Below are 21,494 nucleotides of genomic sequence, written 5' to 3'. Positions count from 1 at the left end.
ATCTCGTATCTCGTATCTCAAATATCTTTTCTTCCACGCACAAAAAAGAGCACCGAAGTGCCCTTATTAGATTTTAAGCTAGCTATTAATAACTAACGATTATTGCCATATAGCTGAAAGTGAATCCATCAGGCCGCTCGTTGCACCTTGTGACTGCAGTGCTTGAAGAATGATGGGTGCAAATGTTGTAACCATTGATGGATCCATACCTAATCCAGAAAACGCACTTTCAACGGCACCTTGTGAGCTTAGTAGCGATGATAGACCAGTAGACTCAAGGCTCGACATACCCGGAATAAGTGTCGCGAGTTCTTTGTTGTCGGCTGTGCCAAGAGAGTTTTGTGCAAGGGCTAACATTGAACCAATACCGCCAACTGCTTGGTCACTGGTAACAGAAGCTTGGTCAGCTACCGTATCCACAAGCGGTGTTGTTTCGTTCTGCTGAGACCACATATTTACTGCAGCCATCAGTGCAGTTTGGGATAGTTGGGAATAGTTGGTATCTGATGATGAACTGGTTTGTTCAGAGTCGCTAGTGCTAGCGCAAGAGACAACAGCAAGGCTGCTTAAAACTGTGATGAGTACTTTCTTCATTATTCGTCCTTAAGTAATAAAGTAATTTACTCTTTCACTATAAACGAAAAACGGCGATGTAGTCACATCGCCGTTGGATTATTTCAATTTTATTTGCCAATAGTATTTTGTTTTACTAAAGGTTTTTATAAAAATTAAAGAATAGCTAGAAGTTCTACTTCAAATACTAGAGCAGCAAATGGTGGGATTGCAGCACCTGCGCCACGCTCACCGTATGCTAGATCTTGAGGGATGTATAGCTTCCACTTAGAGCCAACAGGCATCATTTGTAGAGCTTGTACCCAACCTTGAATTACGCCAGTTACAGGGAATTCAGCAGGTTGACCGCGAGATACAGAGCTGTCGAAAACAGTACCGTCAGTTAGTTCGCCGTGGTAGTGAACACGTACTTGCTTGTCTGCAGTTGGGATTTCGCCAGTACCTTCAGTTAGTACTTCGTACTGAAGACCAGACTCAAGAACCGTTACTTCTGAACGAAGAGCGTTGTCAGCTAGGAAAGCTTCGCCGTCAGCAGCAGCAGCTTTAGCTAGTTCTTGACGTGCAGCTTCACCGCGAGTGTGTAGCTCTTGTAGTGCGTTGTTGATTTCGTCAACTTCGATAGTTGGCATGTCGCCAACTAGAGCTGTTGCGATACCAGCAGCGATTGCGTCAACGTTTAGGCCTTCAAGACCAGAACCAGCAAGTTGTTGGCCCATTTGTAGACCGATACCGTAGCTAGCTTTTTGCTCTACAGTTTCAAATTTTACTTCAGACATGAAAAGTCACTCTTTTTGTCAGTACGAAAAGGGTAAGAATACCAGTATTAGCAGCGTGAAGAAACGGCTAGTCCCTGATCACTTGCGCTTTACCGTGCCCAAATCACAGCCATGTCAATTTTCTCGCTTTGGGCCTTGTTGTGACGGAAAGATCTATACTGTTGGTACTTTGGTTTTTATACTGTAGTTATTCAATGTATAGGACGCAGTGGTATGAATCGTCGTCAAAAGAAAAAACAGAAAGTTGACCACTTAGCAGAATTCAAGGATCGACTGAATAAGGTCAAAGAGAAATTGAGTTCGATCGATGTGAAGAAATTGAAAACCTCGACAGCGCAAACTTGGGGCTCATTGCCGAAGTTACACCAAAGACTGTTGATGGTGATTTCTCCGATCGTACTGATATTACTTTTTGTGCCGCTACCAGAACCTAAAGTAGACACAGCTCCAACAACATCGCGCGTTGAGCTTGAAATAAACACCGTCGGCTTAAGCGAACAGCAAAATGCCAAGAGCAGTTCATCAGAACCGAGTAACAAAAATTGGCAGGAGTACCTTGTTAAGCAAGGGGATACGTTAGCGCAGGTTTTTCGAAACAACGATTTGCCATTGTCTGACTTGAATGCGTTAGTGCGTATTGAAGGTGCAGATAAGCCACTCAGTCAGATTCGTAAAGGCCAACTGGTTCGTTTCAAACTTGCTGAAACTGGGCAGTTGGACATTCTTCAGCTAGAGAAAGGCGATACTTCGGTGATGTTCTTCCGCTTATCCGATGGTGGCTTTGGTCGCAGTAAGTAGATGAACAGTAAGCCTGAGTTAAAGCGCTTTGCTAGACACAGATAAACGATAGAAAAGAGCTAAGCATTAGCTCTTTTTTTTGGTCGCTTGAAAGGGGCGAGTGGCAAGATGATAAGCATGATTCCGATAAAGGTTAATGTATCCGGAATCTCATCGAACCATATTGCACCTATTAGCGCGACAAACACCAATCCTGAATACTCAGCCAAGGCAATTTGGCTAGAGTGTGCTTTTTGATAGGCAGCAACCGCAAGGCCGTTGTAGCTTAAGATTAGCGTCGCACTTAATGCTATGTATCCCAAATGCTCCACAGACACCGGCTGCCAGTATAAGAAGCACAGTACTAATGAGGCTGGAATAGAGAATAAGGTTGTCCACCACAGCGTAGTGACCACCGTTTGCTCACTAGGAAGCTTTCTTACGAGTACATTAAAGAGTGCGAGAGTGAGTGCTGTACCCAAAGCAAACAGTGCTGCCCAATGAAATTGTGATGGCCTTAAGACAATCAGTGCACCGATGAAACCTATGGTAGTGGCGATCACCTTCCCAAGTGCAGGCTGCTCTTTGAGTAGAAATATAGAAAGAGGCAACATCAATAGGGGAGCCACGTAAAACACAGCGTTGGCGGTTGCTAAAGATAAATGAGTGATTGCCACAACCATACACCCGCTACCAATTAATATTAGTTGGCCTCGTATGAAGGTGACTTTGGCTTGCTGTAAGCATCGTTGTTCTTTTTTTTGCTGTAGCCACAAAGGGGTGATGATGAGCAGAGATATCAACTGTCGGAAAAAAATATACTGTAAGGGCGGTACTTCGCCATTTAACAGCTTTACCGCTACGTCGGAAAGCGAGGCAAACAAGTTACCTGCAACCAACAATAGAATACCGGCAGTGATATTCGTCATTATTTTTCTAATCTCATGTCTATATGAGGAATGTCATCTTCGAGGTACATATCCGAGATGGTCTTGAAGCCGTGGCTCGCATAGAAGTTTTCTAGGTGTTGCTGCGCGCCAATATCAATGGCCGTATTTGGCCAAAGAGCCTCGCAGCGTGTTAATGCTTCTTTGATTAATTGATGCCCCAAGCCATCACCTCTTGCTGATTGTTTGGTTGCGACTCGACCGATGCTGGTGTTGTCGTAAGAGGTACCTGGTGGTAATAAACGTGCACACGCTACCAACTCTTCATCAGCATAGCCAAGCAGGTGCTCAACACCCGCGAGTGTATCTTTACCGTCCAGCTCTGGATAAGGACAAGTCTGCTCGACCACAAATACATCGACTCTTAATTTAAGTAGTTGATAAAGCTGTTGTGTTGAGAGTTCAGAAAAAGGAATTGAGTGCCAAGTGATCATGTTTACATCCAGAGATTATCGATGCTCTGAATGTACTATGCGCGATGATTGTTGGCATTAACTATTGTTAATTCGACCTTTAATTCTGCTCAGGCTGATTGCGGTTATTCCTAGGTAGGCTGCAATTTGATTGTCGTTCAAGCGCTGCTCAAGGTCGGGATAGTGCTCGCAGAACAGCTGATAGCGTTGCTCTGGTGTATAGAGCAGCATGAAGCGTTCTTTGTTTTCCTTATGCATCAGTTGTGTTTCTAACAGCTTTAAATACAAAGGATTATTTGATGCACGCCACTCGATAACCGCATTCATTGGCAGCTCTAACATGGTGATGGGTGTCAGCGTTTCTAATAGGTAAGGAGAGGCTTGGTTCTTTATCAGACTCTCAAAGCCGATGATCCAATCTTGTTCCCAATAGAACTCTTTGCTGTATTGCTTACCATCATCAGTGAGGTAGCAGGCATGGCACAAGCCTTCAAGTACAAAGTAGATTGAACTCGCCATCTCACCTTGATTGATCAAGATGTGTCTGGTTGGCAGCTCAAGTGGCTTGGCGACAGCGAGTAGAGATTCAATCTGGCTTTCAGAGAAGTCGAAGCTTTGCAGTTGTTCGATAAAAGAGGTGTGCATGAAAATAACCTATCCCAAATAAGTGCCGAAATCATCGCACTTATTTGGAGAGAGGTACAGAGCAGGATAAATCAGAGGCGTGCGTGTTGCTCTAGGTAATCTTGAGCAAGTTCTCTGCCCATGTATTTACCTAAGGTCTTCAATGGAACCTTCTTAAGGTTCACCACAATCAAGCCATCCAAGGCATCATTAAACGATGGGTCGACATTAAAACACACCAGTTTACCGTTCATCCCTAGATATTGGCGCAGCAGTACCGGCAGGCCTTTACCTTGCTCCATGCGTGCTAACACTTTAGAGAGCAGAGGCACACTCGCCAGTGAAGAGAGCAGGTGATTTTGCCAGAACACATGACTGCTGGTATTGAGTGGTGACGAAGGTGAAACCAAATTCGCCTTTTCCTCATCATAATGGTGGATTGATAACGTGGTCGCGATCAACAGACGCGCATTGTGGCTGTAATCATTGCTGATACTGACTGGGCCGAACAGATGGGTATATTGAGGGTGACGAGACACAAAGGTCGCAATGCCTTTCCACAATAGTAACAGTGAGTTCAGGCTCTTTTGGTAAGGTTTACTTACTACCGATCGCCCTAGTTCAATGCTGTTTTCTAACGTATCAATGAATTCTTGGTTGTAGTTAAACAGGCTACGAGAGTAAAGCTGATCAAGCCCGTGCTCTGCGATGAGTTTGTCGACCATACCGAGTCGATACGCCCCGACCAGTTCTGCCTTGGTTTTATTCCACACAAACAGTTGATGGTAGTAAAGGTCATACTCATCTAAATCACAGGCCAGCCCACTGCCTTCTCCGACTTCTCTAAAGCTTTCTTCTCTTACTCGACCAATCTCGCGCATTAAGTTAGGAATGGATTGGCTTGGTGTGCAGTAGACCTCAAAGTTCCCTTGCTCGAGCAGTTTCATCTCTTCAGGGAGTGAGTCTATCTCTATTGATAAGACTTCTGGTGGAATAGGCGCTATCACTTGGGTATCGAAAGAGGGCGCGTGGATTGGCGTGTTCGGACTATCTTGTTGACTCATTAGATAGGTATTAAGTCGTAGGTAGTTGACGATATCCATCTCTTTTTCAAACGATTTTATCTCTGAATACGGAATCGATGAGCCAATCGAGATAGAGATAGTTGTCGCTTGTTTATTAAGAAGTTCACGCCCGAGTAGAGCTGTTCTCAACAGTGGATGAACACGACCCGCTTGATAGAAAAACTCACTGTTCTTGCCATTGATAAAGATAGGTACCGTGGTGGCTTGGTGACGTTTGACGAATTTCGCTACCGACTTGCTCCACTCGATGTCTGTCAGTGTTTTTGCCCCTTTACGGTAGCTTGATACTTCACCTGCTGGGAATACAATCAATAGTCCACCATCAGCCAAATGACGATTGGCATCTCGAATCGCTTTGGCATTGGTGCGTTTCGATTCTTTACTGTTAAAGACATCGACACCGATGAAAAGATCATCCAGTTCAGGCAGGCGCTTAAGTAACTCATTGGCCAGCACCTTCACATCCTTTCTTACTGATCCTACGAGATCGGCAAGGATCACGCCTTCGATGGCGCCAAGCGGGTGGTTCGCCACAATCACGACAGGCCCTTCTTCCGGGATGTTTTCCGTGCTTCCCGATGCAACCGAGTAGTCGATATTGAGCGCCGACAGAGTGTAATTCATGAATTCGAAGCTAGATAACTCGTTTTTACGATCTTGGTAGAGTCGGTCTAGCTTAGATAGCCCAGTTGCCCACTCGACAACAGACTCACCTAAACCAAAAGGCGTGTAACGTGGTAAACGAAAAGGACTATCAATCATAATGAAATTACCTTACTTAATCAGTTGCGGCCAAACTTTATCGGCTTGTTGAATATGCTGTGCTTGGTCTTGTTCCCAGCGCTGCTTAATCTCTTGGTCGTAGTTGAGGTAAAGCTTGTTATCAACAATCGTCCATTGATGTGGGTCACTCGGTGCAAAGTCGCTCTTCGCTGATACTGCCCAAGCGCAATAGCCACCATATTGAGGGGCATATTTTTCAGGATTATTAACAAATAAAGTCAGATTCTTTTCAGAAGAGAAATACCAATCCGCCCCTTTGTACTCAGTGCTGAATTTTTTACTGCCTTCAATGGGCTTCCCAGACGTGAAATATGCGACGGTATCGTAGCCATCGAGCGCCTTACTGCTAAAGAAACCAGTGTAGATTTCATCGGCGGCAAATACGTACGGGCTAACAAGTAGCAGAACCATGGTGAATAGTTTTCTCATGATGGACTCCATCTATAGATTGATTGCGGGTGATAAATCAAAGGTAAAGCGCTGCTGATTTATCTGACATGGTTTAATGGGTTCGCATGGTGAGCCGGGTGCATAAAACATAGAGGCTTGACCATGCAGGTTACGTAAGTGTGTAAAGCTCACGGTATGTGCGTCTTCGCGATGCATACAGGTCGCTAAATGAGGTTGCTCATTGTGATGGTGAGAGTGGAACATCAGTAAGTTCTGTTGATTCTTACCTGCCGCCATGAGCTGATCATATTTTGCTTGTCGGTAGGCTTGCACTCGCTCTAAATCAACACCGGATGAGAAGAGTGGAGAATCAGTGTCGACTATTTTCTGTTGAATACCATCCCACATGTAGGCGATAACCAGACCATTGTGTTGGGTTAGATTGGGCGCGAAAGCTAGCAAGGTAAATGGGGCAAAAGAGTGTAGGTCTAGCTTGTGAAACGCTTCAGATAGCTGACTGATATTACGACTCGATGATAGGTTTTTAAGTAGCAAACCGCGGCTTACTAAAGGACCAACGGGCACTGTGCCTTGATAGTTATTGAGTAGGCATAGCGAAAGCCCGAACTCATTAATACTTATCCAGCTACCGCCGCCAGTTGGGTCGAGTGGCATAATGATATCGACACCGTTGACTCGATATTGTCTGGGTGGCATTGCCAGTGCTCGCGTCTTTTGTTCATCACGATTAAAAAAGACCTGATAACCATTCTCTTCAAGCAGCCAAGATACTGAACACATGATTATTGCTCCCTCAGATAGCTGTTGGTGGTTGGGGCATAACCAAAGGTGTTGCAGGTCTCGACGTCTAGGAAGGTGGTGATCACCTTGATCATCGCGTAATGATGATTGGCATGCAGTGCGGCAAATGTGACCTCTCTTTCGAGCGTTGAAGGCAGGCTTGCGAACACTTGAGCGTCCATCGAAACTTCGGTTTGGATCATGATAGGCGCTTCGAGATCTCGACGGTCTAATCGTTCAAGCCAGTTGATCACATAGTGGATCTCTTTGACTGCAATAGAGCGGTCGTATTCGACAGGATGACCACGACGACGAGTGTTGTAATCAACTGCCTCATCCTCTTTTAAAATCAAGGCGTGAAAAAGATCCAGTGTGTGACGAGTATGTTCACCGATAGAGCTTGTAACGTGTGGCTTTGCTCGTGTCAGGTAATCGCTGTCAGAAATCGCTAACAAAAACTCTAGACCCTGATTCAATATCTCTACCGCTCCCTTGATACTAGGAGAGAAAGAAGTAAGGGCGCTCGGTTGGGCTATGGGGTTCATTCATGATCCTCGTGCAAAGTTAGTCGGTAGTCGGATATTGTTGAACAAGACGTCGCTCTTCTTGCCACGCCGCAAATAAGCTCTTGAAAGAAGGGGATTGGTGGCCTCGTTGTTTTTGCTGAGCGCCAATATCAAAAAGAATGCGATATTGCAGGAGTAGCGTAGAAAATATCTCTCGTAATGGGGTGTTGCGATCCCAGATATGTCCAGCCTCACTGCTTGCGCCATTGACCTCAAGAATCGTGAAATCCTCACCGTTCATTAGGCTGTGCATGTCCTTAAACTTGACGTCGAGTCGACCAAAGTGAAAGCCATCGAAGTCGTCGAATATCTCATCTAAGCGTTCTGTTAGAGCCTGAGTGATGTATTGATTGCCGTCTCGGAAGATACAGCCACGGCTATGGCTGCCTGCAAACGCGAGTTGGAACTCTTCGCCCTCTGCGATCACTTGATCCAATTTATCTTGATGTCTTGGCAGATAGAGGTGACTGAGCTGCCCAGCGCGCGGGCTATTTTCAATTAACTGCTTGAGTGTCGACTTGCCATCACCCATCACCATTGGCGCATATTTGAGTGTGATCGAGATGATCTCGCCTTGCTTTTTGTTTGGGTAACGAACATAGAAAACGCCAGCTTCTGCCTGATAAGGCGCCTTTTCTTGCAGTAGAAAGCGAGCGTTATTTGGGAAAGATTCAACATATTGCTCAAGTTGATCTTGTGTGTTGATCAGCTTAACGCCAACACCTCGACAACCAAGATCAGGTTTAGCCACAATCGGGAAATCAAGATCCGATTGTATGAGTGCGCTGCGCGCATCTTCAGCTTGCTTCTTACTGCTAAGATCCGTTTTGGTGAGGGTGATAAACGGAGAGATCCAGCGCTGACTCGATGATCCGGCAAGGCTCAGTATTTCGTGTTTTGATTCGCCTACCATGCCGCTTAACTTGATGCTCGGGTTGGCGATGAGCGGCAGCGCCCAGTCAAAGTGCCGTAACCCTTGCATCAGGCTTTGAATCACCACTGGCGTGTAGAAAAACCAAGTCGGAAGAAACTCATAAGGAGAGACACTGCGCACGGTATCTTTTTCAAGCAAAGGCATGCCTGCATTAATTTGATGTGCGGGAATGATGCGAATATCTTGCGGTGAACTCATGATAGCCCTCTAGAGTAGGTTTTATTCATTAATCGATTGCCGATAAACAGCAAAACGATGGCACACGGGATGATGATCCATTGATATTCAGAGGCTTGCAGCCAGGCTGATGTCCCTAAATAGTAGATGGCAGAGAAGACAATGCCAGTCCAGAGCGCAGTTGCGCTGATGACGGCAAATAAGAAAGTAGGCAGTGGGATGGCGAAAAAGCCACTCAGAGTAAAACCAACGGTGCGTAGCCCAGGAATAAAGCGGATAACAAAAAGGCTGCTGAATGCGTTTTGGCGTAATTTGGTACGAAGCGAACGAAAGTACTTATTGGTGAGGGCTTTATATCGAACGCCTCGGAAGTAACGTCCTGATTTACCAAGGTAATAAAGACCAAGATCACCAGTGGCAATGCCAATGAAAATTGCAAGTAACGCATATTGCGGTGGGATGAGTGCTTGAGTCGCTAAACCAGCGGCCGTCACGATTGCCAGATCTTCAAGCAGGTAAGAAAGCGCGATAATGCCAAGCATCAGCCATAGCAGCGACTCCTCCCCTGAATGTAACCATGCTTGAATGCTCTCGACGGTGCCCATCAAATGTCCTTATCTATCCTATAGATGAATGGCTTACCGGCCATTCATTGAGTGTAGTAAATTAAATAGACAGGAGGAGCAGAGAAAAACTTACAGCGAATTGCTGCTTTTTTATGTTGATTGGATTCAATAGGTGATTTGAGGTGTGCGATATTAGGCGAAGAATGAGCAGGAGTTTAAGCTTCGAAAGCTGAGGCCTTACACTAAGAATTTAGATAAGAAAAGAAAAAGGCTGAGTTGTTAAACTCAGCCTTTAGAAGGTTAACTATTGATTACTGAAGTAATCTATTTAGTTAGGTCAATCTGGTAAACAGCGAAACCAACATCGTCAGTGGCAACACGTTTCATTGGGTATTGACCCTTCTCTTTAATGAACTGTGCCGCTTTCTCACTTGGCGACGTTTCAAAGCGGATATCTAGCTTTTTATCCGTTTTGATTGGTGCGAATGACCAGTTGTTGTCAGCTGTTGGGCTCACTTGGCCTTGCTCTTTGCTTACGCGAGAGATGTAGTTCGCCAGTACAGTACGGTTCTCATCTGGTGCATCAAATGCGATGAAGTCTTCACCTGTGCCTGGGAATTTAGCGCTGTAAGCTCGGTAGTTGTTGGTTGCGATCAGGAAGTCTTGCTTCATGTCGATTGGCTTACCTTGGTAAGTTAGGCCAACAATACGCTGAGAATCAGGGTTAACCACTTTACAGTTTGCATCGTATTTCGCAGGCTGAGTTACGTCGATTTGGTAATCCACACCGTCGATAACATCGAAGTTGTAAGTACGGAAGTTATCCCACTCAATCAGCTGTTGTGGTGCTGTTGAGTTCACATCGATTTGGTTGAATTGGCCAGCAGAACACTCAAGCCACTCTTTTACTTCGTGACCTGTTACCTTCATTGCAACTAGCGTGTTCGGGTAAAGGTATAAGTCAGCCGCGTTACGGAATGTCAGTTGGCCAGATTCAACCTCAGTGAAGTTCGCTGGGTCATTCTTACGGCCACCGGCTTTGAATGGCGCAGCAGCAGAAAGTACTGGTGTACCGTCTAGGTCTGGGTCACCTTGGATGAACTGTTCAACGTAATCTTTCTGTGCAAGGTTAACAATCTGCACTGTTGGATCGTCTTGTACTAGAGACAGGAAGCTGTACATCACGTCGTCTGCTTTACCAATTGGTTGGTTAACAAACTCACGAGTACCTGCGTGGTCTTTTTCTAGTGCTGTTACGATGCCTTCATCAGCTGCAGCAAGCGATTTCTTCTCGATTTTGTCGTAGATAGGGCGTGCTTCTGATTGGCCTTTAACGACTTCCCACTTACCGTCTTTTTGTGCAAGTGTTAGATCCATAACACCAACGTGGCTACCCCAACGACCAGGCATTACCGCCGCAACGCCGTTCATTGTGCCCGTTTCGTTGTCGATGCCTTGGATGTCATCAAAACCTTTGCCTGGGAACACAGCGTGAGAGTGGCCGAATGCGATTGCATCAATGCCGTCTACTTCAGATAGGTAGAACGTTGAGTTTTCTTCGCCATTTTTGTATGGGTCAGTTGATACGCCTGAGTGAGGGATAGCAACGATAACTTCAGCGCCTTCCGCTTTCATTTGAGGCACTAACTCGTTAGCTGTCTCAATGATATCGCGAGCGATTACTTTACCTTCAAGGTTCTTCTTATCCCACGTCATGATTTGTGGTGGAACGAAACCGATGTAGCCGACTTTTACTTCATGCTCTACGCCTGCAGTATCTTCAAACGTGTGCGTCTTGATGATGTAAGGTGTGAAGTAGTGTTCTTTGGTTTTTGCGTCGTAAACGTTAGCACTGATGTACGGGAAATCAGCGTCGTTGATTGACTCTTCTAGGAAATCAAGACCGTAGTTGAATTCGTGGTTACCTAGGTTTGCAGCGTCGTAGCTTAGCTGGTTCATAGCTTTGTATGCAGGGTGAACTTCACCCGCTTCGATGCCTTTGTCTGCCATGTAGTCACCCATTGGGCTACCTTGCAGCAAGTCACCGTTATCAACTAATACGCTGTTGGTTACTTCGCTTTGAGCTTCTTTTACTAGAGTTGCAGTACGTGCTAAGCCAATTTTTTTCGATGGCTTGTCTTTGTAGTAGTCGTAATCCATTAGGTTGGTATGGATATCCGTTGTCTCTACGACACGTAATTTAATCACTTCATCGGTATCTGGTGTTGTTGTGCAGCCTGCTAAAGTCAAACCAAGACCCGCAAGTACAGCCAATGACAAAGGTTTCATTGCAACTTTCATTTTGTAGCTCCAAAGTGGATAGTAGAAAATTCGTTGCGTAATGTAACAAAACCGAATGAAACAATGATTACAACGAATGTTAATTCGTGACTTAGATCGATTACTTTATGGTGTTCTGCAAGACGCCTCCCAAAGCTGCTCAATCAATGCGCAACTGATATCGATAATATTAGTCCATTCATTTCACCTGCTTATCGGTAAATTCAATCCCTTATCAGCTTTTCGAATAAAAAATGAAATTTTAGAATTTCCAGTAATATGAGAGGCTCGTCATAATGCCTATATCAAGGACGTATCAGGCAGATGAATAGCAAGGATAGCTCAAAACGAAGCTTCTGTTTTCTTCTAGTGCCAATACTCCCATTCACTCAAGTGGATGAGTTAAATCCCTTGCTTGGCAAGACCAAGTAATGAATTGCTCGTAACGCGAGCCTTAAAGGAAGCACTGAAATGGACCAAGAACGTTTAACCCACCTAAAACAGCTCGAAGCGGAAAGTATTCATATTATCCGTGAAGTAGCGGCTGAGTTTGATAACCCAGTGATGATGTACTCCATCGGAAAAGATTCTTCTGTGATGCTTCATTTAGCTCGCAAAGCGTTTTATCCAGGCAAGATTCCATTCCCGCTATTGCATGTAGATACGGATTGGAAATTCCGCGAGATGATTGAGTTTCGTGATCGTACGGCTAAAAAGTACGGCTTCGACCTTTTAGTACATAAGAACCCAGAAGGTATTGAGATGGGTTGTAGCCCATTTGTACATGGTTCTTCGAAGCACACTGACATCATGAAAACACAGGGCCTTAAGCAGGCGTTAAACAAGTATGGGTTCGATGCGGCTTTTGGTGGTGCGCGTCGTGATGAAGAAAAATCTCGTGCGAAAGAACGTGTTTATTCTTTCCGTGATAAGAACCATACGTGGGATCCAAAAAACCAGCGTCCAGAGCTTTGGCACACCTACAACGGTCAGGTTAATAAGGGCGAAAGCATTCGTGTCTTCCCGCTATCTAATTGGACTGAGCTCGATATCTGGCAATACATCTACCTAGAGAGCATCGATATTGTTCCACTTTACCTTTCAGACAAACGCCCTGTAGTTGAGCGTGATGGCATGCTGATCATGGTTGATGATGACCGTATGGAGTTGCAAGAAGGTGAAGTGATTGAAGAGAAAAGCGTTCGTTTTCGTACTTTAGGCTGTTACCCATTAACCGGAGCGGTTGAATCTGAGGCGAATACGCTAACAGGCATTATTGAAGAAATGCTGGTGGCGACGTCTAGTGAGCGTCAAGGTCGAGCGATTGACCATGATCAGTCGGGCTCTATGGAGCTGAAAAAGCGCCAAGGTTATTTCTAAGAATCTAAGGAAAGAAAAATGAATAGTGCAGTAGAAGCCGAATTGGCTGAACTAGGGATTGAAGGTTATCTAAGTCAGCATCAGCATAAATCTATGCTTAGATTTTTAACTTGTGGCTCGGTAGATGACGGTAAAAGTACGCTAATCGGTCGCTTACTCCATGATACAAAACAGATTTATGAAGATCAGCTAGCGGCGGTTCACTCGGATAGCCAACGAGTGGGAACGACAGGTGAGAAACCTGATTTGGCACTGCTTGTTGATGGTCTGCAGGCTGAGCGTGAGCAAGGGATCACGATCGATGTGGCTTACCGCTACTTCTCGACTCAAAAACGTAAGTTCATTATTGCTGATACTCCTGGGCATGAGCAGTATACGCGCAACATGGCAACAGGCGCTTCAACGTGTGATCTGGCGGTGATCTTGATTGATGCTCGTAAGGGCGTTCTGGATCAAACACGTCGTCACTCGTTTATCTCTAACCTGCTTGGTTTGAAGCATTTCATCGTTGCTGTAAACAAGATGGATCTCGTGGATTACGCGCAAGATCGTTTTGAAGAAATTCGCGATGAATACCTAGAGTTTGCAGAAAACCTAGAAGGCGAAACCAATATTCAGATCTTGCCAGTATCGGCACTTGAAGGTATTAACGTTGCTGCGCCAAGCAAAGAGCTTGCATGGTTCGAAGGCCCATCTCTGCTAGAAGTGTTAGAGAACGTCGACATTGACCAAAAGCGTTCGGCAGGTGAATTCCGATTCCCAGTTCAGTACGTCAATCGTCCTAACTTAGACTTCCGCGGTTTTGCTGGCACCGTTGCCTCTGGCCGTGTCAGTGTCGGTGATGAAATCAAGGCGCTGCCGTCGGGTAAAACCTCTAAGGTTGCACGCATTGTAACTTTTGATGGTGATTTGGAGTCTGCGCAAGCGGGCTTGGCAGTAACACTGACCCTTGAAGATGAGATTGATATCAGTCGTGGTGATTTGATTGTGCTAGAAAACGCGCAGATTGAATCCACTAACCACGTATTGGCTGACATCGTGTGGATGACAGAGCAACCATTGCAACCGGGCAAAGCTTACGACATCAAGATCGCAGGCAAGAAAACCGTTGGTCAGGTTGAAACGGTTCGTCACCAATACGACATCAACAACCTATCGACTCACGCTGTCGATGAGTTGCCATTGAATGGTATTGGTTTGTGTGAATGGTCATTGAACGAGACTGTCGCGCTGGATAAATACCGTGAAAGTGCCGATACCGGTGGCTTCATCGTTATCGACCGACTAACCAACGTGACGGTTGGCGCGGGTTTGATTCGAGACCGTTTGGACTCTGTTGAACAGCAAGTCGGTAACTTCTCTGCATTTGAACTTGAGTTCAACGCATTGGTTCGCAAACATTTCCCTCATTGGGATGCCAAAGATCTAAGCCAACTACTGAAGTCATAAACGACCAAGTAACAGCTTATTGAATCAGGCGGAAACCGATCGTTTCCGCCATAAAGGACGGGTATATGTGGCAACAAGGATTTGTATTAGCGATTTTGCTCGGCATCATTACTTGCCTGCTCGTTACCCGTATTAAGCCAAGCTTTATCTTTGCTGGCGCGGCGTTTATTGCTTTTATGGCTGGCATGATCGACTTGTCGAGCTTGGCTAATAACTTCACTAACTCCTCGTTACTGACTTTAATTCTTCTGATCCTCGCATCAAGTGCGTTGGAGAAAACTCGCTTAATCAGCTGGGTTAGCCGCAATATCTCTGAAGGTAGGCTAGGTACCGTGGTTGCGAAGTTGGGTATTTCTACAGCGTTACTTTCTTCTTTTACTAATAACACCGCGGTGGTTGTTTCTTTGATCGGGGCGATCAAACGTAATCAACAGCACGCGCCGTCTAAGTTACTTATCCCTTTGTCATACGCTGCCATCTTAGGTGGCACCCTGACATTGATCGGCACATCAACCAACTTGATCATCAATAGCTTTGTTGAAGATGCCGGATTGCCGAGCTTAAACTTTTTCACACCCACCTTGATCGGTTTAGCTGTTTTGATCGGCGGCGTGTTGATCCTTATTCCTCTTAGCTATTTTTTACCCAGCTACGATGATGGTTCTCAAGATGATCTGCCTTACTTTTTAGAAGCCAGAGTGGAGCCGGGCTCACCGTTAGTTGGTCGCAGCGTAAGTGAAAACAACCTCAGAGCATTGAGAAAACTGTTCTTAGCGGAAGTGATTCGAGACGGTAAGACCACCGCATCTATTGACCCTGATTTTATTCTTCAAGCTCGCGACCGATTGCTGTTTTGTGGTGATGTAGAGAGTGTTGCAACACTGCAAGAAATCCAAGGTTTAACCCTGTTTGGTCAGCATCATTTGAATGGCCAGAGCTTTGTTGAAGTGGTGGTGAGTTCGTCGGCAAGCTTCTGTAACAAAACCCTGAAAACCAGCCAATTTAGAGATCGTTTCGATGCGGTTGTGGTTGCTATTCGTCGTGGCCATGAACGCCTAGAAGGTGGGCTAGGGAATATCACATTGACCGCTGGTGATACCTTGATTTTGGTTCCAGGTAAACGCTTTGAAGAACAGCGCCAACAACACAACAAAGAGTTTGTGTTGATGAATGACTTAGATTCGAGTGCCAAGCTTGATGCCGACAAATCGACGTTCGTGTTGCTCGGCTTTGCTAGCGTGATTGGTTTAGCCCTTATCGATGCAGTACCTATTATCAAAGGCTTAGCTGGTTTTCTACTGTTGCTGGTGGCATTTGGCGTGGTGCAACTGGGTGAGCTCCGCCGCCGTTTCCCAGTCGATATTGTGGTGATCGTGGGCTCTGCACTTTCTATTGCTCAACTGATGATTTCATCGGGTTTATCTGAGCGGATGGGGCTGATGTTTATGGAGGCGTTTAATGGCTGGGGCGTATTCGGTGCGTTAGTTGCTACCTACTTTATGACTTTGGTTTTGACAGAGCTGGTGACCAATAATGCGGCTGCAGCACTCTCATTTCCGATTGGCTACAGTATGGCAGTAGGTTATGGCGTTGACCCTATGCCGTTCATCATGGCGGTACTGTTTGGTGCCAGTGCCAGTTTTATCTCTCCATACGGCTACCAAACCAACTTACTTGTTTATAGCGTAGGTAATTACCATTTAACGGATTATCTGCGTATCGGCATTCCAATCTCGATTGTATATTCGGGCTTGGTGCTGACCCTAATTCCTTATTTTTTCCCATTTTAATGCTGTTTATTTAAAGGACTAATTATGACCGCAGTACTCAAACCCAAAGATGAGAATGTTGTGTGGCATCAACACTCGATTGATAAAACATTTCGCGCGGATCTGAAATCACAAAAGCCAGCCGTGCTCTGGTTCACGGGGTTGTCTGGTTCTGGTAAATCGACAGTCGCTGGAGCATTAGAAAATCGTTTGGCACAGCTTGGTTACCATACTTATTTATTGGATGGTGACAATGTACGTCATGGCTTATGTAGCGACCTTGGCTTCTCTGAGCAAGATCGTCGAGAGAACATCCGTCGTATTGGTGAGCTTGCTAAATTGATGGCAGATGCAGGCTTGATCGTGTTGTCAGCCTTTATTTCTCCGCATCAAGCTGAAAGGCAACTCGTGAGAGATTTATTGCCGGAAGGTGAGTTTCTTGAGGTGTTCGTCAATACGCCATTAGAGGTTTGCGAACAGCGTGATCCTAAAGGTCTGTATAAGAAAGCACGTGCCGGAGAAATCCCGAACTTCACAGGTATTAGTTCAGTGTACGAAGCGCCTCTGAGCCCTGAGATTGATCTACCTGCAGGTGAGAAGACACTCGATGAATTGGTCGAACTGTGTATTGATGCGTTGGAGAAGCGAAATATTTTAGCCAATTGAGATCGTTGGTACGACTAAGGCTGTTCACTTACTTATCGACTTATTCATGACTGATAAGTAGTGCAGCCTTAGTTTACCGAGACAAGAAACCTATCCTCTAGATTCTCTTTATTCCTCTTAATACTTCACTTCTTACACCGTCTATTTTAGCTCCGTCGAGTGTCTAGACGGTGTAATTTACGCTGCTTTTCACTTCTGTCTGTACTGTGAATTTCTGGCTCAATAGTGCAATCAGTTGATCGTAATACTGCGTGTTTGGCTTGTTACCGAGCAAGGTACAAAGCTCATTGCCTGTAGGGCTGAATCGGTAGTAAACCAGCTTCACGCCTTTTGATAATGGTGCCAGTGACATGCTCTTACCTTGATAGGTTAGGTGCAGGGCTGGATCGAAATCAATCTCTCCGGATTCTAATTCTGTGCCCAGAATAATCCCGAGCTCTATCAAGTGGAGCAAGCTGGAGTAGGGCAGGTTGTGCCCACCAAGGTTGATGGTGTTGGTGGTGTCCCTTTTGCCAAAGTTGAATAGCCCAGCATGAGATTTAAAGCCGAGTAAGAGCTTTCTGCTGTTATCGCTACCAAAACTGCAGCCTAATGAAGCTGCTCTTTGTAAGGTCAGTGCTTCCTTTGGCGTCATGTCTTTTAAGATTTGCAGTGCCTTCATCGACGTCGAGCCTGGGTTGGTGACTTCTCGTTTCAGTACTTGAGCCCATAGCCTCTGCATCGATGTATTGTGGATCTCTTGTGCCATGTCGAAGAAACGGTATAACCAGTCCTGATCCGGGTCTCCAGCCGCTTCATCCTTACATGAAGAGTGCGCCAACTTTAGAATCTGTTCTAGGTTCTTTTGGCGAAGCTCTCTACGTTTTTTCTCTCGCAATAGTGCCCGTTCGATAAGCGTACTCTCAGCTTTATCCTTTGGCTTGGCACTATGACTAATTAAGGAATCGAGGCCGAAGCTTTGTGCGATGTGCAGCATTCTGCTGGCACTGTCGGCAATATGAGGCTTTTTCTCATGCTTATGCTGTGTGTCGCTAGCATGCTCAATGATCACTGGCTGTTTGGTTTTTGACATAAGAGTACCGTTAGGAGACGACTCAAAACCAATCGTAGTAAATAATTGCTCAGCCTAGCTTGTTAAAACGCTTGATAACTGAGCTACAATTTTTGATTGTAGAATAACTACTTATCAAAAAGCTCCGCCTTGTTCTCAAGGCTTTTTCCTACGCTATTTCTGAACACTTACTTATTGTGATTGGTATAACTGTCTAAAATGTAACTCTTTATCTTATTGGTGGCTAGATTTTGCGAGCATAGTTGAAGGTTTCAACAAAATTTTACTTTTGTTAATGATAATAAAATGTTAAATTTGTTGTAATTCTCAAGGAGGAGTTATGAATCAAGTCAATGATAACAAGCTGAAGAAACAGCTTAGTATAGGGTTATTACTCGCGATTTATGTCGCTGTTCTAGCTTACTTATCTAATTACATCGCGTAATTCAGAAGAAAATTATCGTTATTAAACTGTTATTGAATGATCACACTCGTTCAGTGACGGCAGCTCATCCTTGAGCCACCCTTCTAATGACTACATGTCGTCATACTCTTCAATCGCAGTACCTTCAATAAGATAACCGGTTTGCGCTAAGTCATGGCTGATTGACTCAGTTTTCAGCGTTCCGACCAAATAGATCACATCCCATAACTGCTGTATTGGTGCACCTTTCGGGAACTTCACGTAGATGATTTGGTTCGGTGGCGGCGGTGGCACGTGGATACATGCGCCAAAGTACGGTACCAGCAGAAACTCAGTGATCATATTCTCATCACCTTCCAATGGAATCACAAAGCCAGGAATCTTCACTGTGCTGCCATTCAGCTCTGGGCGAACAGCACCAAGTGTCGATTGTTGAGGTTTGTCCATACTATTGTGGTCAACCATCGGCATACCAAATGAATCTAGCTGAGCACGTTCTGATTCTGGAATCAAATCAATCCATTCAAGTGTTAATACCGATTCGTCATTCTGAGTGGTTTCAGCGTGAGCTGTACTGATAAATGGGAACAGAAGTAGCCCAAGTATCAGTAGGAATTTGCGTTGCATCGTAGGTTCCTATTTTAGATTCGAATCGTCATGCCATCAGACAATGACTGGCGGTAAGCCCTGAAAGCGGGAATAAAGCCGATAATGATTCCAGCAACTTGTACCAGCATAAGCAGTTTCCACTCATGCGGTGTGATTGCGGATATCGATATGTTGATACCATAACTTTGTTGCACAATAGGAGCAACCACTGCGATCAGCGTAAACAATACTGCAACACCTAATGTAATGCCAAGGAAGGTTAGCGCACTGGCTTCACTGATCAGTAAACCAAACACATGACGAGGTCTTGCGCCCATCGCACGTAGGATAGCCATCTCTCGGCGCCTTTCTTGCAAGCTAGTGAGTAGGCTACTGAGCATGCCCAATAAACCGGCGACGACAACAAACCCTGAAACAATCAGTAGTGCTTGTTCTGCTACAGCCATCATTCCCCACAATTCGTGAAGCGCAATGCCCGGCATAATGGCGCTTAAAGGTTCTTGGCGGTAGTTATTGATTTCTCGTTGCAGTGCGAAGGTTTGAATCTTCGAATTCAGCCCGAGCATCATCGCGGTAATCTGCTTCGGTTGGAAATCAAAAGTCTTTAAGGTTTCGGCATCCGGCATATGTCCTAGGTTAGCACCTGACTCCCAGCCAACATGAATCGCTTCAATAGCCTCTAACGAAACGTGTACGGTTTTATCTACTGGTGTCCCGGTTGGCGCGAGTATTCCCACAATTTTGAAGGGCAGATTATCGTGACGGCTAAACGCAACATCACTGATACCGTGCGCAAGAATGATTTGATCACCGATTTTGTAATCTAGCTTCTTCGCAACATCGGCACCAATCACTACATCAAATAGCTGTTCAAATTCTTTACCTTGTTGGAAAGTAAGTAATTGCTTACTTCCATAGCGATAGTTTTCAAAGTAACTATGATTTGTACCCATCACACGGAAGCCTTTGTGTGAATCGCCCAATGATATTGGTATCGCCCACTTTACTGCGTTGTGCTGGCTAAATTCTTCATAGCTTTTCCAGTCTATGTTGTTGGTCGCATTACCGATTCTGAATACTGAGTAAAGCAGCAGGTTGACCTGACCAGAACGGCCACCAACGATAAGGTCAGTACCTGAAATCGTATTGGCGAAGCTGCTTTTTGCTTCGGTTCTAACGCGTTCTACGCCGAGCAAGAGAATGACAGATACCGCCACCGTGAGAATGGTGAGAATAGCCGTGGCTTTACGGTTGAGTACGCTTTTTAAGGCTAAGTGAGTAATTACTTTCATACGACAACCTTAGCTTGGTTAACGGTTTTTAAATCTATGGTTCGAGTAAATAATTTTTCTAGTGTTGGATCATGGCTAACAAAGATAAGAGTAGAACCTGCCTGGTTGGCTTGTTCTAACAACAGTTCGATAAAAGCTTCTCGGTTGTCATGGTCCAAAGCCGAGGTTGGCTCGTCGGCAATAATGATTTTGGGTTGGCCGATCAAAGCACGAGCGGCAGCAACACGTTGTTGTTGACCGATGCTTAACTCGGTAACGGGCTTGTCCATTAAAGCTTGAGGTAGTTTTAATCTGAGTAACAACTCTCGAGCCGTCTCTTGTAAGCTTTTCTGGCTTTCAGCGACTTGCTGTTTACGTATCTGTGAAAACTGGCAAGGAAGCGTCACGTTATCGATAACTGATAGATAAGGAAGCAGGTTAAATTGTTGGAAAATATAACCAATATGATCGGCTCTGAATTTATCTCTTTGACGAGGTGTAAGCTGAGTGAGGTCTTGATCAAGGATAGAGACTTCTCCTTGCTCAGCTTGGTTGATTCCGGTCAGTAGCCCTAACAAAGTTGATTTTCCACAACCACTTGGCCCTTTAATAAAAAGGTGCTCTTGGGCTTGGATGTGAAGAGAGGGGATCTCTAGCGTTGGTGGTAATTCAGGCTTCCAACGAAAGCTGATATTTTCGAGTTTGACCACAAGTGATGAACTGTCAGAAGACATGCTAGCTCCAATAATTAAAGCGGTGTATCTACTGGACAGTAATTTGAAACATAAATTCCCAGGAACACACCGATTTGAACAGCCAAGTAAGCGATGACTTACCTGGCTGTTTATTTTACGTTTAATCCGATCTAGGAGTGATTAGAATCGGAAACTAATACGCTCTGCGTTAAGCACTTCTTGTACTTGAGCTGTGTCTGTTAGTAGGTTCACCGTCATTTTTTCAGTGTTGCTGAACTTAGAGAACCACTGAGTGCTAACTGTGTCTAGCTTAGCAACATCTGAACATTCATAGTGGTACTCAACAGTGAACTCACCGTGGCCACCTTCTGAGTGATCGTGGTGGTCGTGACCTTCGTGGTCATCATGATCGTGCTCAGCGTGCTCAGCGTGCTCAGCGTGCTCAGCGTGGTCATGGTCTTTGTGGTCATCATGATCGTGTTCAGCGT

At 45.2% G+C, this 21,494-nt stretch carries 22 protein-coding genes; 5 read left to right on the top strand and 17 right to left on the bottom strand.

What is annotated here, in order from left to right; translation table 11 throughout:
- Positions 1-99 precede the first annotated feature (99 nt).
- Both AB4623_RS03900 and AB4623_RS03895 read right to left on the bottom strand, forming a co-directional pair.
- On the bottom strand, positions 100-594 hold the full coding sequence (locus AB4623_RS03900) for a DUF2780 domain-containing protein (protein ID WP_017058875.1): 495 nt from the start codon (positions 592-594) through the stop codon (positions 100-102).
- Positions 595-728: 134 nt separating this feature from the next.
- Positions 729-1,349 (bottom strand): FKBP-type peptidyl-prolyl cis-trans isomerase, encoded by a 621-nt coding sequence (locus tag AB4623_RS03895; RefSeq protein WP_372058729.1) that lies wholly within the window; start codon positions 1,347-1,349, stop codon positions 729-731.
- A 213-nt stretch (positions 1,350-1,562) separates the two neighbouring features.
- Here AB4623_RS03895 and AB4623_RS03890 point away from each other — a divergent pair, with 213 nt between their 5' ends.
- Positions 1,563-2,147, top strand: coding sequence for a LysM-like peptidoglycan-binding domain-containing protein (locus AB4623_RS03890; protein ID WP_059022215.1), 585 nt, complete (start codon positions 1,563-1,565; stop codon positions 2,145-2,147).
- 59 nt (positions 2,148-2,206) lie between these two features.
- Here the strand turns inward: AB4623_RS03890 and AB4623_RS03885 are convergent, their stop codons facing one another.
- The 10 genes from AB4623_RS03885 to AB4623_RS03840 form a co-directional block, all read right to left on the bottom strand.
- Positions 2,207-3,055, bottom strand: coding sequence for a DMT family transporter (locus AB4623_RS03885; RefSeq protein ID WP_059022213.1), 849 nt, complete (start codon positions 3,053-3,055; stop codon positions 2,207-2,209).
- Positions 3,055-3,507, bottom strand: coding sequence for a GNAT family N-acetyltransferase (locus tag AB4623_RS03880; RefSeq protein WP_372145793.1), 453 nt, complete (start codon positions 3,505-3,507; stop codon positions 3,055-3,057). Before AB4623_RS03880 ends, AB4623_RS03885 begins: the two co-directional genes overlap by 1 nt.
- A gap of 57 nt (positions 3,508-3,564) precedes the next feature.
- Positions 3,565-4,131 carry a Crp/Fnr family transcriptional regulator gene (locus AB4623_RS03875; protein ID WP_017067547.1) on the bottom strand — a complete coding sequence of 189 codons (567 nt, stop codon included), beginning with the start codon at positions 4,129-4,131 and terminating at the stop codon, positions 3,565-3,567.
- Between the two features lie 71 nt (positions 4,132-4,202).
- Positions 4,203-5,957, bottom strand: a complete 1,755-nt coding sequence (locus AB4623_RS03870; RefSeq protein WP_372145791.1) for a lysophospholipid acyltransferase family protein — start codon at positions 5,955-5,957, stop codon at positions 4,203-4,205.
- A gap of 12 nt (positions 5,958-5,969) precedes the next feature.
- Positions 5,970-6,407: a YHS domain-containing (seleno)protein gene (locus tag AB4623_RS03865; protein WP_102333018.1), complete on the bottom strand. Its 438-nt coding sequence runs from the start codon at positions 6,405-6,407 to the stop codon at positions 5,970-5,972.
- Positions 6,408-6,419: 12 nt separating this feature from the next.
- Entirely contained in the window at positions 6,420-7,169 is a 750-nt protein-coding gene (locus AB4623_RS03860; protein ID WP_017058882.1) for an NRDE family protein, read from the bottom strand.
- A 2-nt stretch (positions 7,170-7,171) separates the two neighbouring features.
- The gene (locus AB4623_RS03855) at positions 7,172-7,714 is read right to left on the bottom strand and encodes a hypothetical protein (protein ID WP_032545608.1); all 543 of its coding nucleotides are present in this window, start codon (positions 7,712-7,714) and stop codon (positions 7,172-7,174) included.
- Between the two features lie 19 nt (positions 7,715-7,733).
- Positions 7,734-8,867 (bottom strand): D-alanine--D-alanine ligase, encoded by a 1,134-nt coding sequence (locus AB4623_RS03850; protein WP_372145789.1) that lies wholly within the window; start codon positions 8,865-8,867, stop codon positions 7,734-7,736.
- Positions 8,864-9,451, bottom strand: a complete 588-nt coding sequence (locus AB4623_RS03845; protein ID WP_017071303.1) for a DedA family protein — start codon at positions 9,449-9,451, stop codon at positions 8,864-8,866. The genes AB4623_RS03850 and AB4623_RS03845 overlap by 4 nt, the downstream gene beginning before the upstream one ends.
- Positions 9,452-9,736: 285 nt before the next feature.
- A complete protein-coding gene (locus AB4623_RS03840; RefSeq protein WP_372145787.1) occupies positions 9,737-11,713 on the bottom strand; it encodes a bifunctional 2',3'-cyclic-nucleotide 2'-phosphodiesterase/3'-nucleotidase in 1,977 nt (658 codons plus the stop codon).
- Between the two features lie 414 nt (positions 11,714-12,127).
- Here AB4623_RS03840 and cysD point away from each other — a divergent pair, with 414 nt between their 5' ends.
- The 4 genes from cysD (at position 12,128) to cysC (ending at position 16,956) form a co-directional block, all read left to right on the top strand.
- Positions 12,128-13,072, top strand: a complete 945-nt coding sequence (gene cysD / locus AB4623_RS03835) for a sulfate adenylyltransferase subunit CysD (protein ID WP_226088532.1) — start codon at positions 12,128-12,130, stop codon at positions 13,070-13,072.
- An 18-nt stretch (positions 13,073-13,090) separates the two neighbouring features.
- Positions 13,091-14,521 (top strand): sulfate adenylyltransferase subunit CysN, encoded by a 1,431-nt coding sequence (cysN, locus tag AB4623_RS03830; protein WP_017058887.1) that lies wholly within the window; start codon positions 13,091-13,093, stop codon positions 14,519-14,521.
- Positions 14,522-14,586: 65 nt separating this feature from the next.
- Positions 14,587-16,311: an SLC13 family permease gene (locus AB4623_RS03825; RefSeq protein ID WP_017058888.1), complete on the top strand. Its 1,725-nt coding sequence runs from the start codon at positions 14,587-14,589 to the stop codon at positions 16,309-16,311.
- A gap of 24 nt (positions 16,312-16,335) precedes the next feature.
- Positions 16,336-16,956, top strand: a complete 621-nt coding sequence (gene cysC / locus AB4623_RS03820) for an adenylyl-sulfate kinase (protein ID WP_102333023.1) — start codon at positions 16,336-16,338, stop codon at positions 16,954-16,956.
- A gap of 163 nt (positions 16,957-17,119) precedes the next feature.
- Here the strand turns inward: cysC and AB4623_RS03815 are convergent, their stop codons facing one another.
- The 5 genes from AB4623_RS03815 to AB4623_RS03795 form a co-directional block, all read right to left on the bottom strand.
- On the bottom strand, positions 17,120-18,028 hold the full coding sequence (locus AB4623_RS03815) for a TIGR03899 family protein (protein WP_017069397.1): 909 nt from the start codon (positions 18,026-18,028) through the stop codon (positions 17,120-17,122).
- 514 nt (positions 18,029-18,542) lie between these two features.
- The gene (locus tag AB4623_RS03810; RefSeq protein ID WP_017058892.1) at positions 18,543-19,058 is read right to left on the bottom strand and encodes a DUF3299 domain-containing protein; all 516 of its coding nucleotides are present in this window, start codon (positions 19,056-19,058) and stop codon (positions 18,543-18,545) included.
- A gap of 14 nt (positions 19,059-19,072) precedes the next feature.
- On the bottom strand, positions 19,073-20,332 hold the full coding sequence (locus tag AB4623_RS03805) for an ABC transporter permease (protein WP_372145785.1): 1,260 nt from the start codon (positions 20,330-20,332) through the stop codon (positions 19,073-19,075).
- Positions 20,329-21,045 carry an ABC transporter ATP-binding protein gene (locus AB4623_RS03800; protein WP_017058894.1) on the bottom strand — a complete coding sequence of 239 codons (717 nt, stop codon included), beginning with the start codon at positions 21,043-21,045 and terminating at the stop codon, positions 20,329-20,331. Before AB4623_RS03800 ends, AB4623_RS03805 begins: the two co-directional genes overlap by 4 nt.
- Positions 21,046-21,186: 141 nt before the next feature.
- Positions 21,187-21,494, bottom strand: a 308-nt coding sequence (locus tag AB4623_RS03795) for a DUF2796 domain-containing protein (RefSeq protein WP_372145783.1), incomplete at its 5' end; no start/stop codon positions are given.

It is taken from the genome of Vibrio sp. 10N.222.52.C12 (assembly GCF_041474215.1).
GTDB lineage: Bacteria > Pseudomonadota > Gammaproteobacteria > Enterobacterales > Vibrionaceae > Vibrio > Vibrio crassostreae_C.
This window is presented reverse-complemented; position numbering and strand designations above follow the sequence as displayed.

Bases quoted from the DNA above. Each gene is read 5' to 3' on its own strand.
- AB4623_RS03890 (WP_059022215.1), top strand. From the start codon at position 1,563: ATGAATCGTCGTCAAAAGAAAAAACAGAAAGTTGACCACTTAGCAGAA.
- AB4623_RS03885 (WP_059022213.1), bottom strand. From the start codon at position 3,055: ATGACGAATATCACTGCCGGTATTCTATTGTTGGTTGCAGGTAACTTG.
- AB4623_RS03900 (WP_017058875.1), bottom strand. From the start codon at position 594: ATGAAGAAAGTACTCATCACAGTTTTAAGCAGCCTTGCTGTTGTCTCT.
- cysC (WP_102333023.1), top strand. From the start codon at position 16,336: ATGACCGCAGTACTCAAACCCAAAGATGAGAATGTTGTGTGGCATCAA.
- AB4623_RS03895 (WP_372058729.1), bottom strand. From the start codon at position 1,349: ATGTCTGAAGTAAAATTTGAAACTGTAGAGCAAAAAGCTAGCTACGGT.
- AB4623_RS03850 (WP_372145789.1), bottom strand. From the start codon at position 8,867: ATGAGTTCACCGCAAGATATTCGCATCATTCCCGCACATCAAATTAAT.
- AB4623_RS03880 (WP_372145793.1), bottom strand. From the start codon at position 3,507: ATGATCACTTGGCACTCAATTCCTTTTTCTGAACTCTCAACACAACAG.
- AB4623_RS03810 (WP_017058892.1), bottom strand. From the start codon at position 19,058: ATGCAACGCAAATTCCTACTGATACTTGGGCTACTTCTGTTCCCATTT.
- AB4623_RS03825 (WP_017058888.1), top strand. From the start codon at position 14,587: ATGTGGCAACAAGGATTTGTATTAGCGATTTTGCTCGGCATCATTACT.
- AB4623_RS03840 (WP_372145787.1), bottom strand. From the start codon at position 11,713: ATGAAAGTTGCAATGAAACCTTTGTCATTGGCTGTACTTGCGGGTCTT.
- AB4623_RS03815 (WP_017069397.1), bottom strand. From the start codon at position 18,028: ATGTCAAAAACCAAACAGCCAGTGATCATTGAGCATGCTAGCGACACA.
- AB4623_RS03860 (WP_017058882.1), bottom strand. From the start codon at position 7,169: ATGTGTTCAGTATCTTGGCTGCTTGAAGAGAATGGTTATCAGGTCTTT.
- AB4623_RS03875 (WP_017067547.1), bottom strand. From the start codon at position 4,131: ATGCACACCTCTTTTATCGAACAACTGCAAAGCTTCGACTTCTCTGAA.
- AB4623_RS03855 (WP_032545608.1), bottom strand. From the start codon at position 7,714: ATGAACCCCATAGCCCAACCGAGCGCCCTTACTTCTTTCTCTCCTAGT.
- cysN (WP_017058887.1), top strand. From the start codon at position 13,091: ATGAATAGTGCAGTAGAAGCCGAATTGGCTGAACTAGGGATTGAAGGT.
- AB4623_RS03805 (WP_372145785.1), bottom strand. From the start codon at position 20,332: ATGAAAGTAATTACTCACTTAGCCTTAAAAAGCGTACTCAACCGTAAA.
- AB4623_RS03865 (WP_102333018.1), bottom strand. From the start codon at position 6,407: ATGAGAAAACTATTCACCATGGTTCTGCTACTTGTTAGCCCGTACGTA.
- AB4623_RS03800 (WP_017058894.1), bottom strand. From the start codon at position 21,045: ATGTCTTCTGACAGTTCATCACTTGTGGTCAAACTCGAAAATATCAGC.
- AB4623_RS03845 (WP_017071303.1), bottom strand. From the start codon at position 9,451: ATGGGCACCGTCGAGAGCATTCAAGCATGGTTACATTCAGGGGAGGAG.
- AB4623_RS03870 (WP_372145791.1), bottom strand. From the start codon at position 5,957: ATGATTGATAGTCCTTTTCGTTTACCACGTTACACGCCTTTTGGTTTA.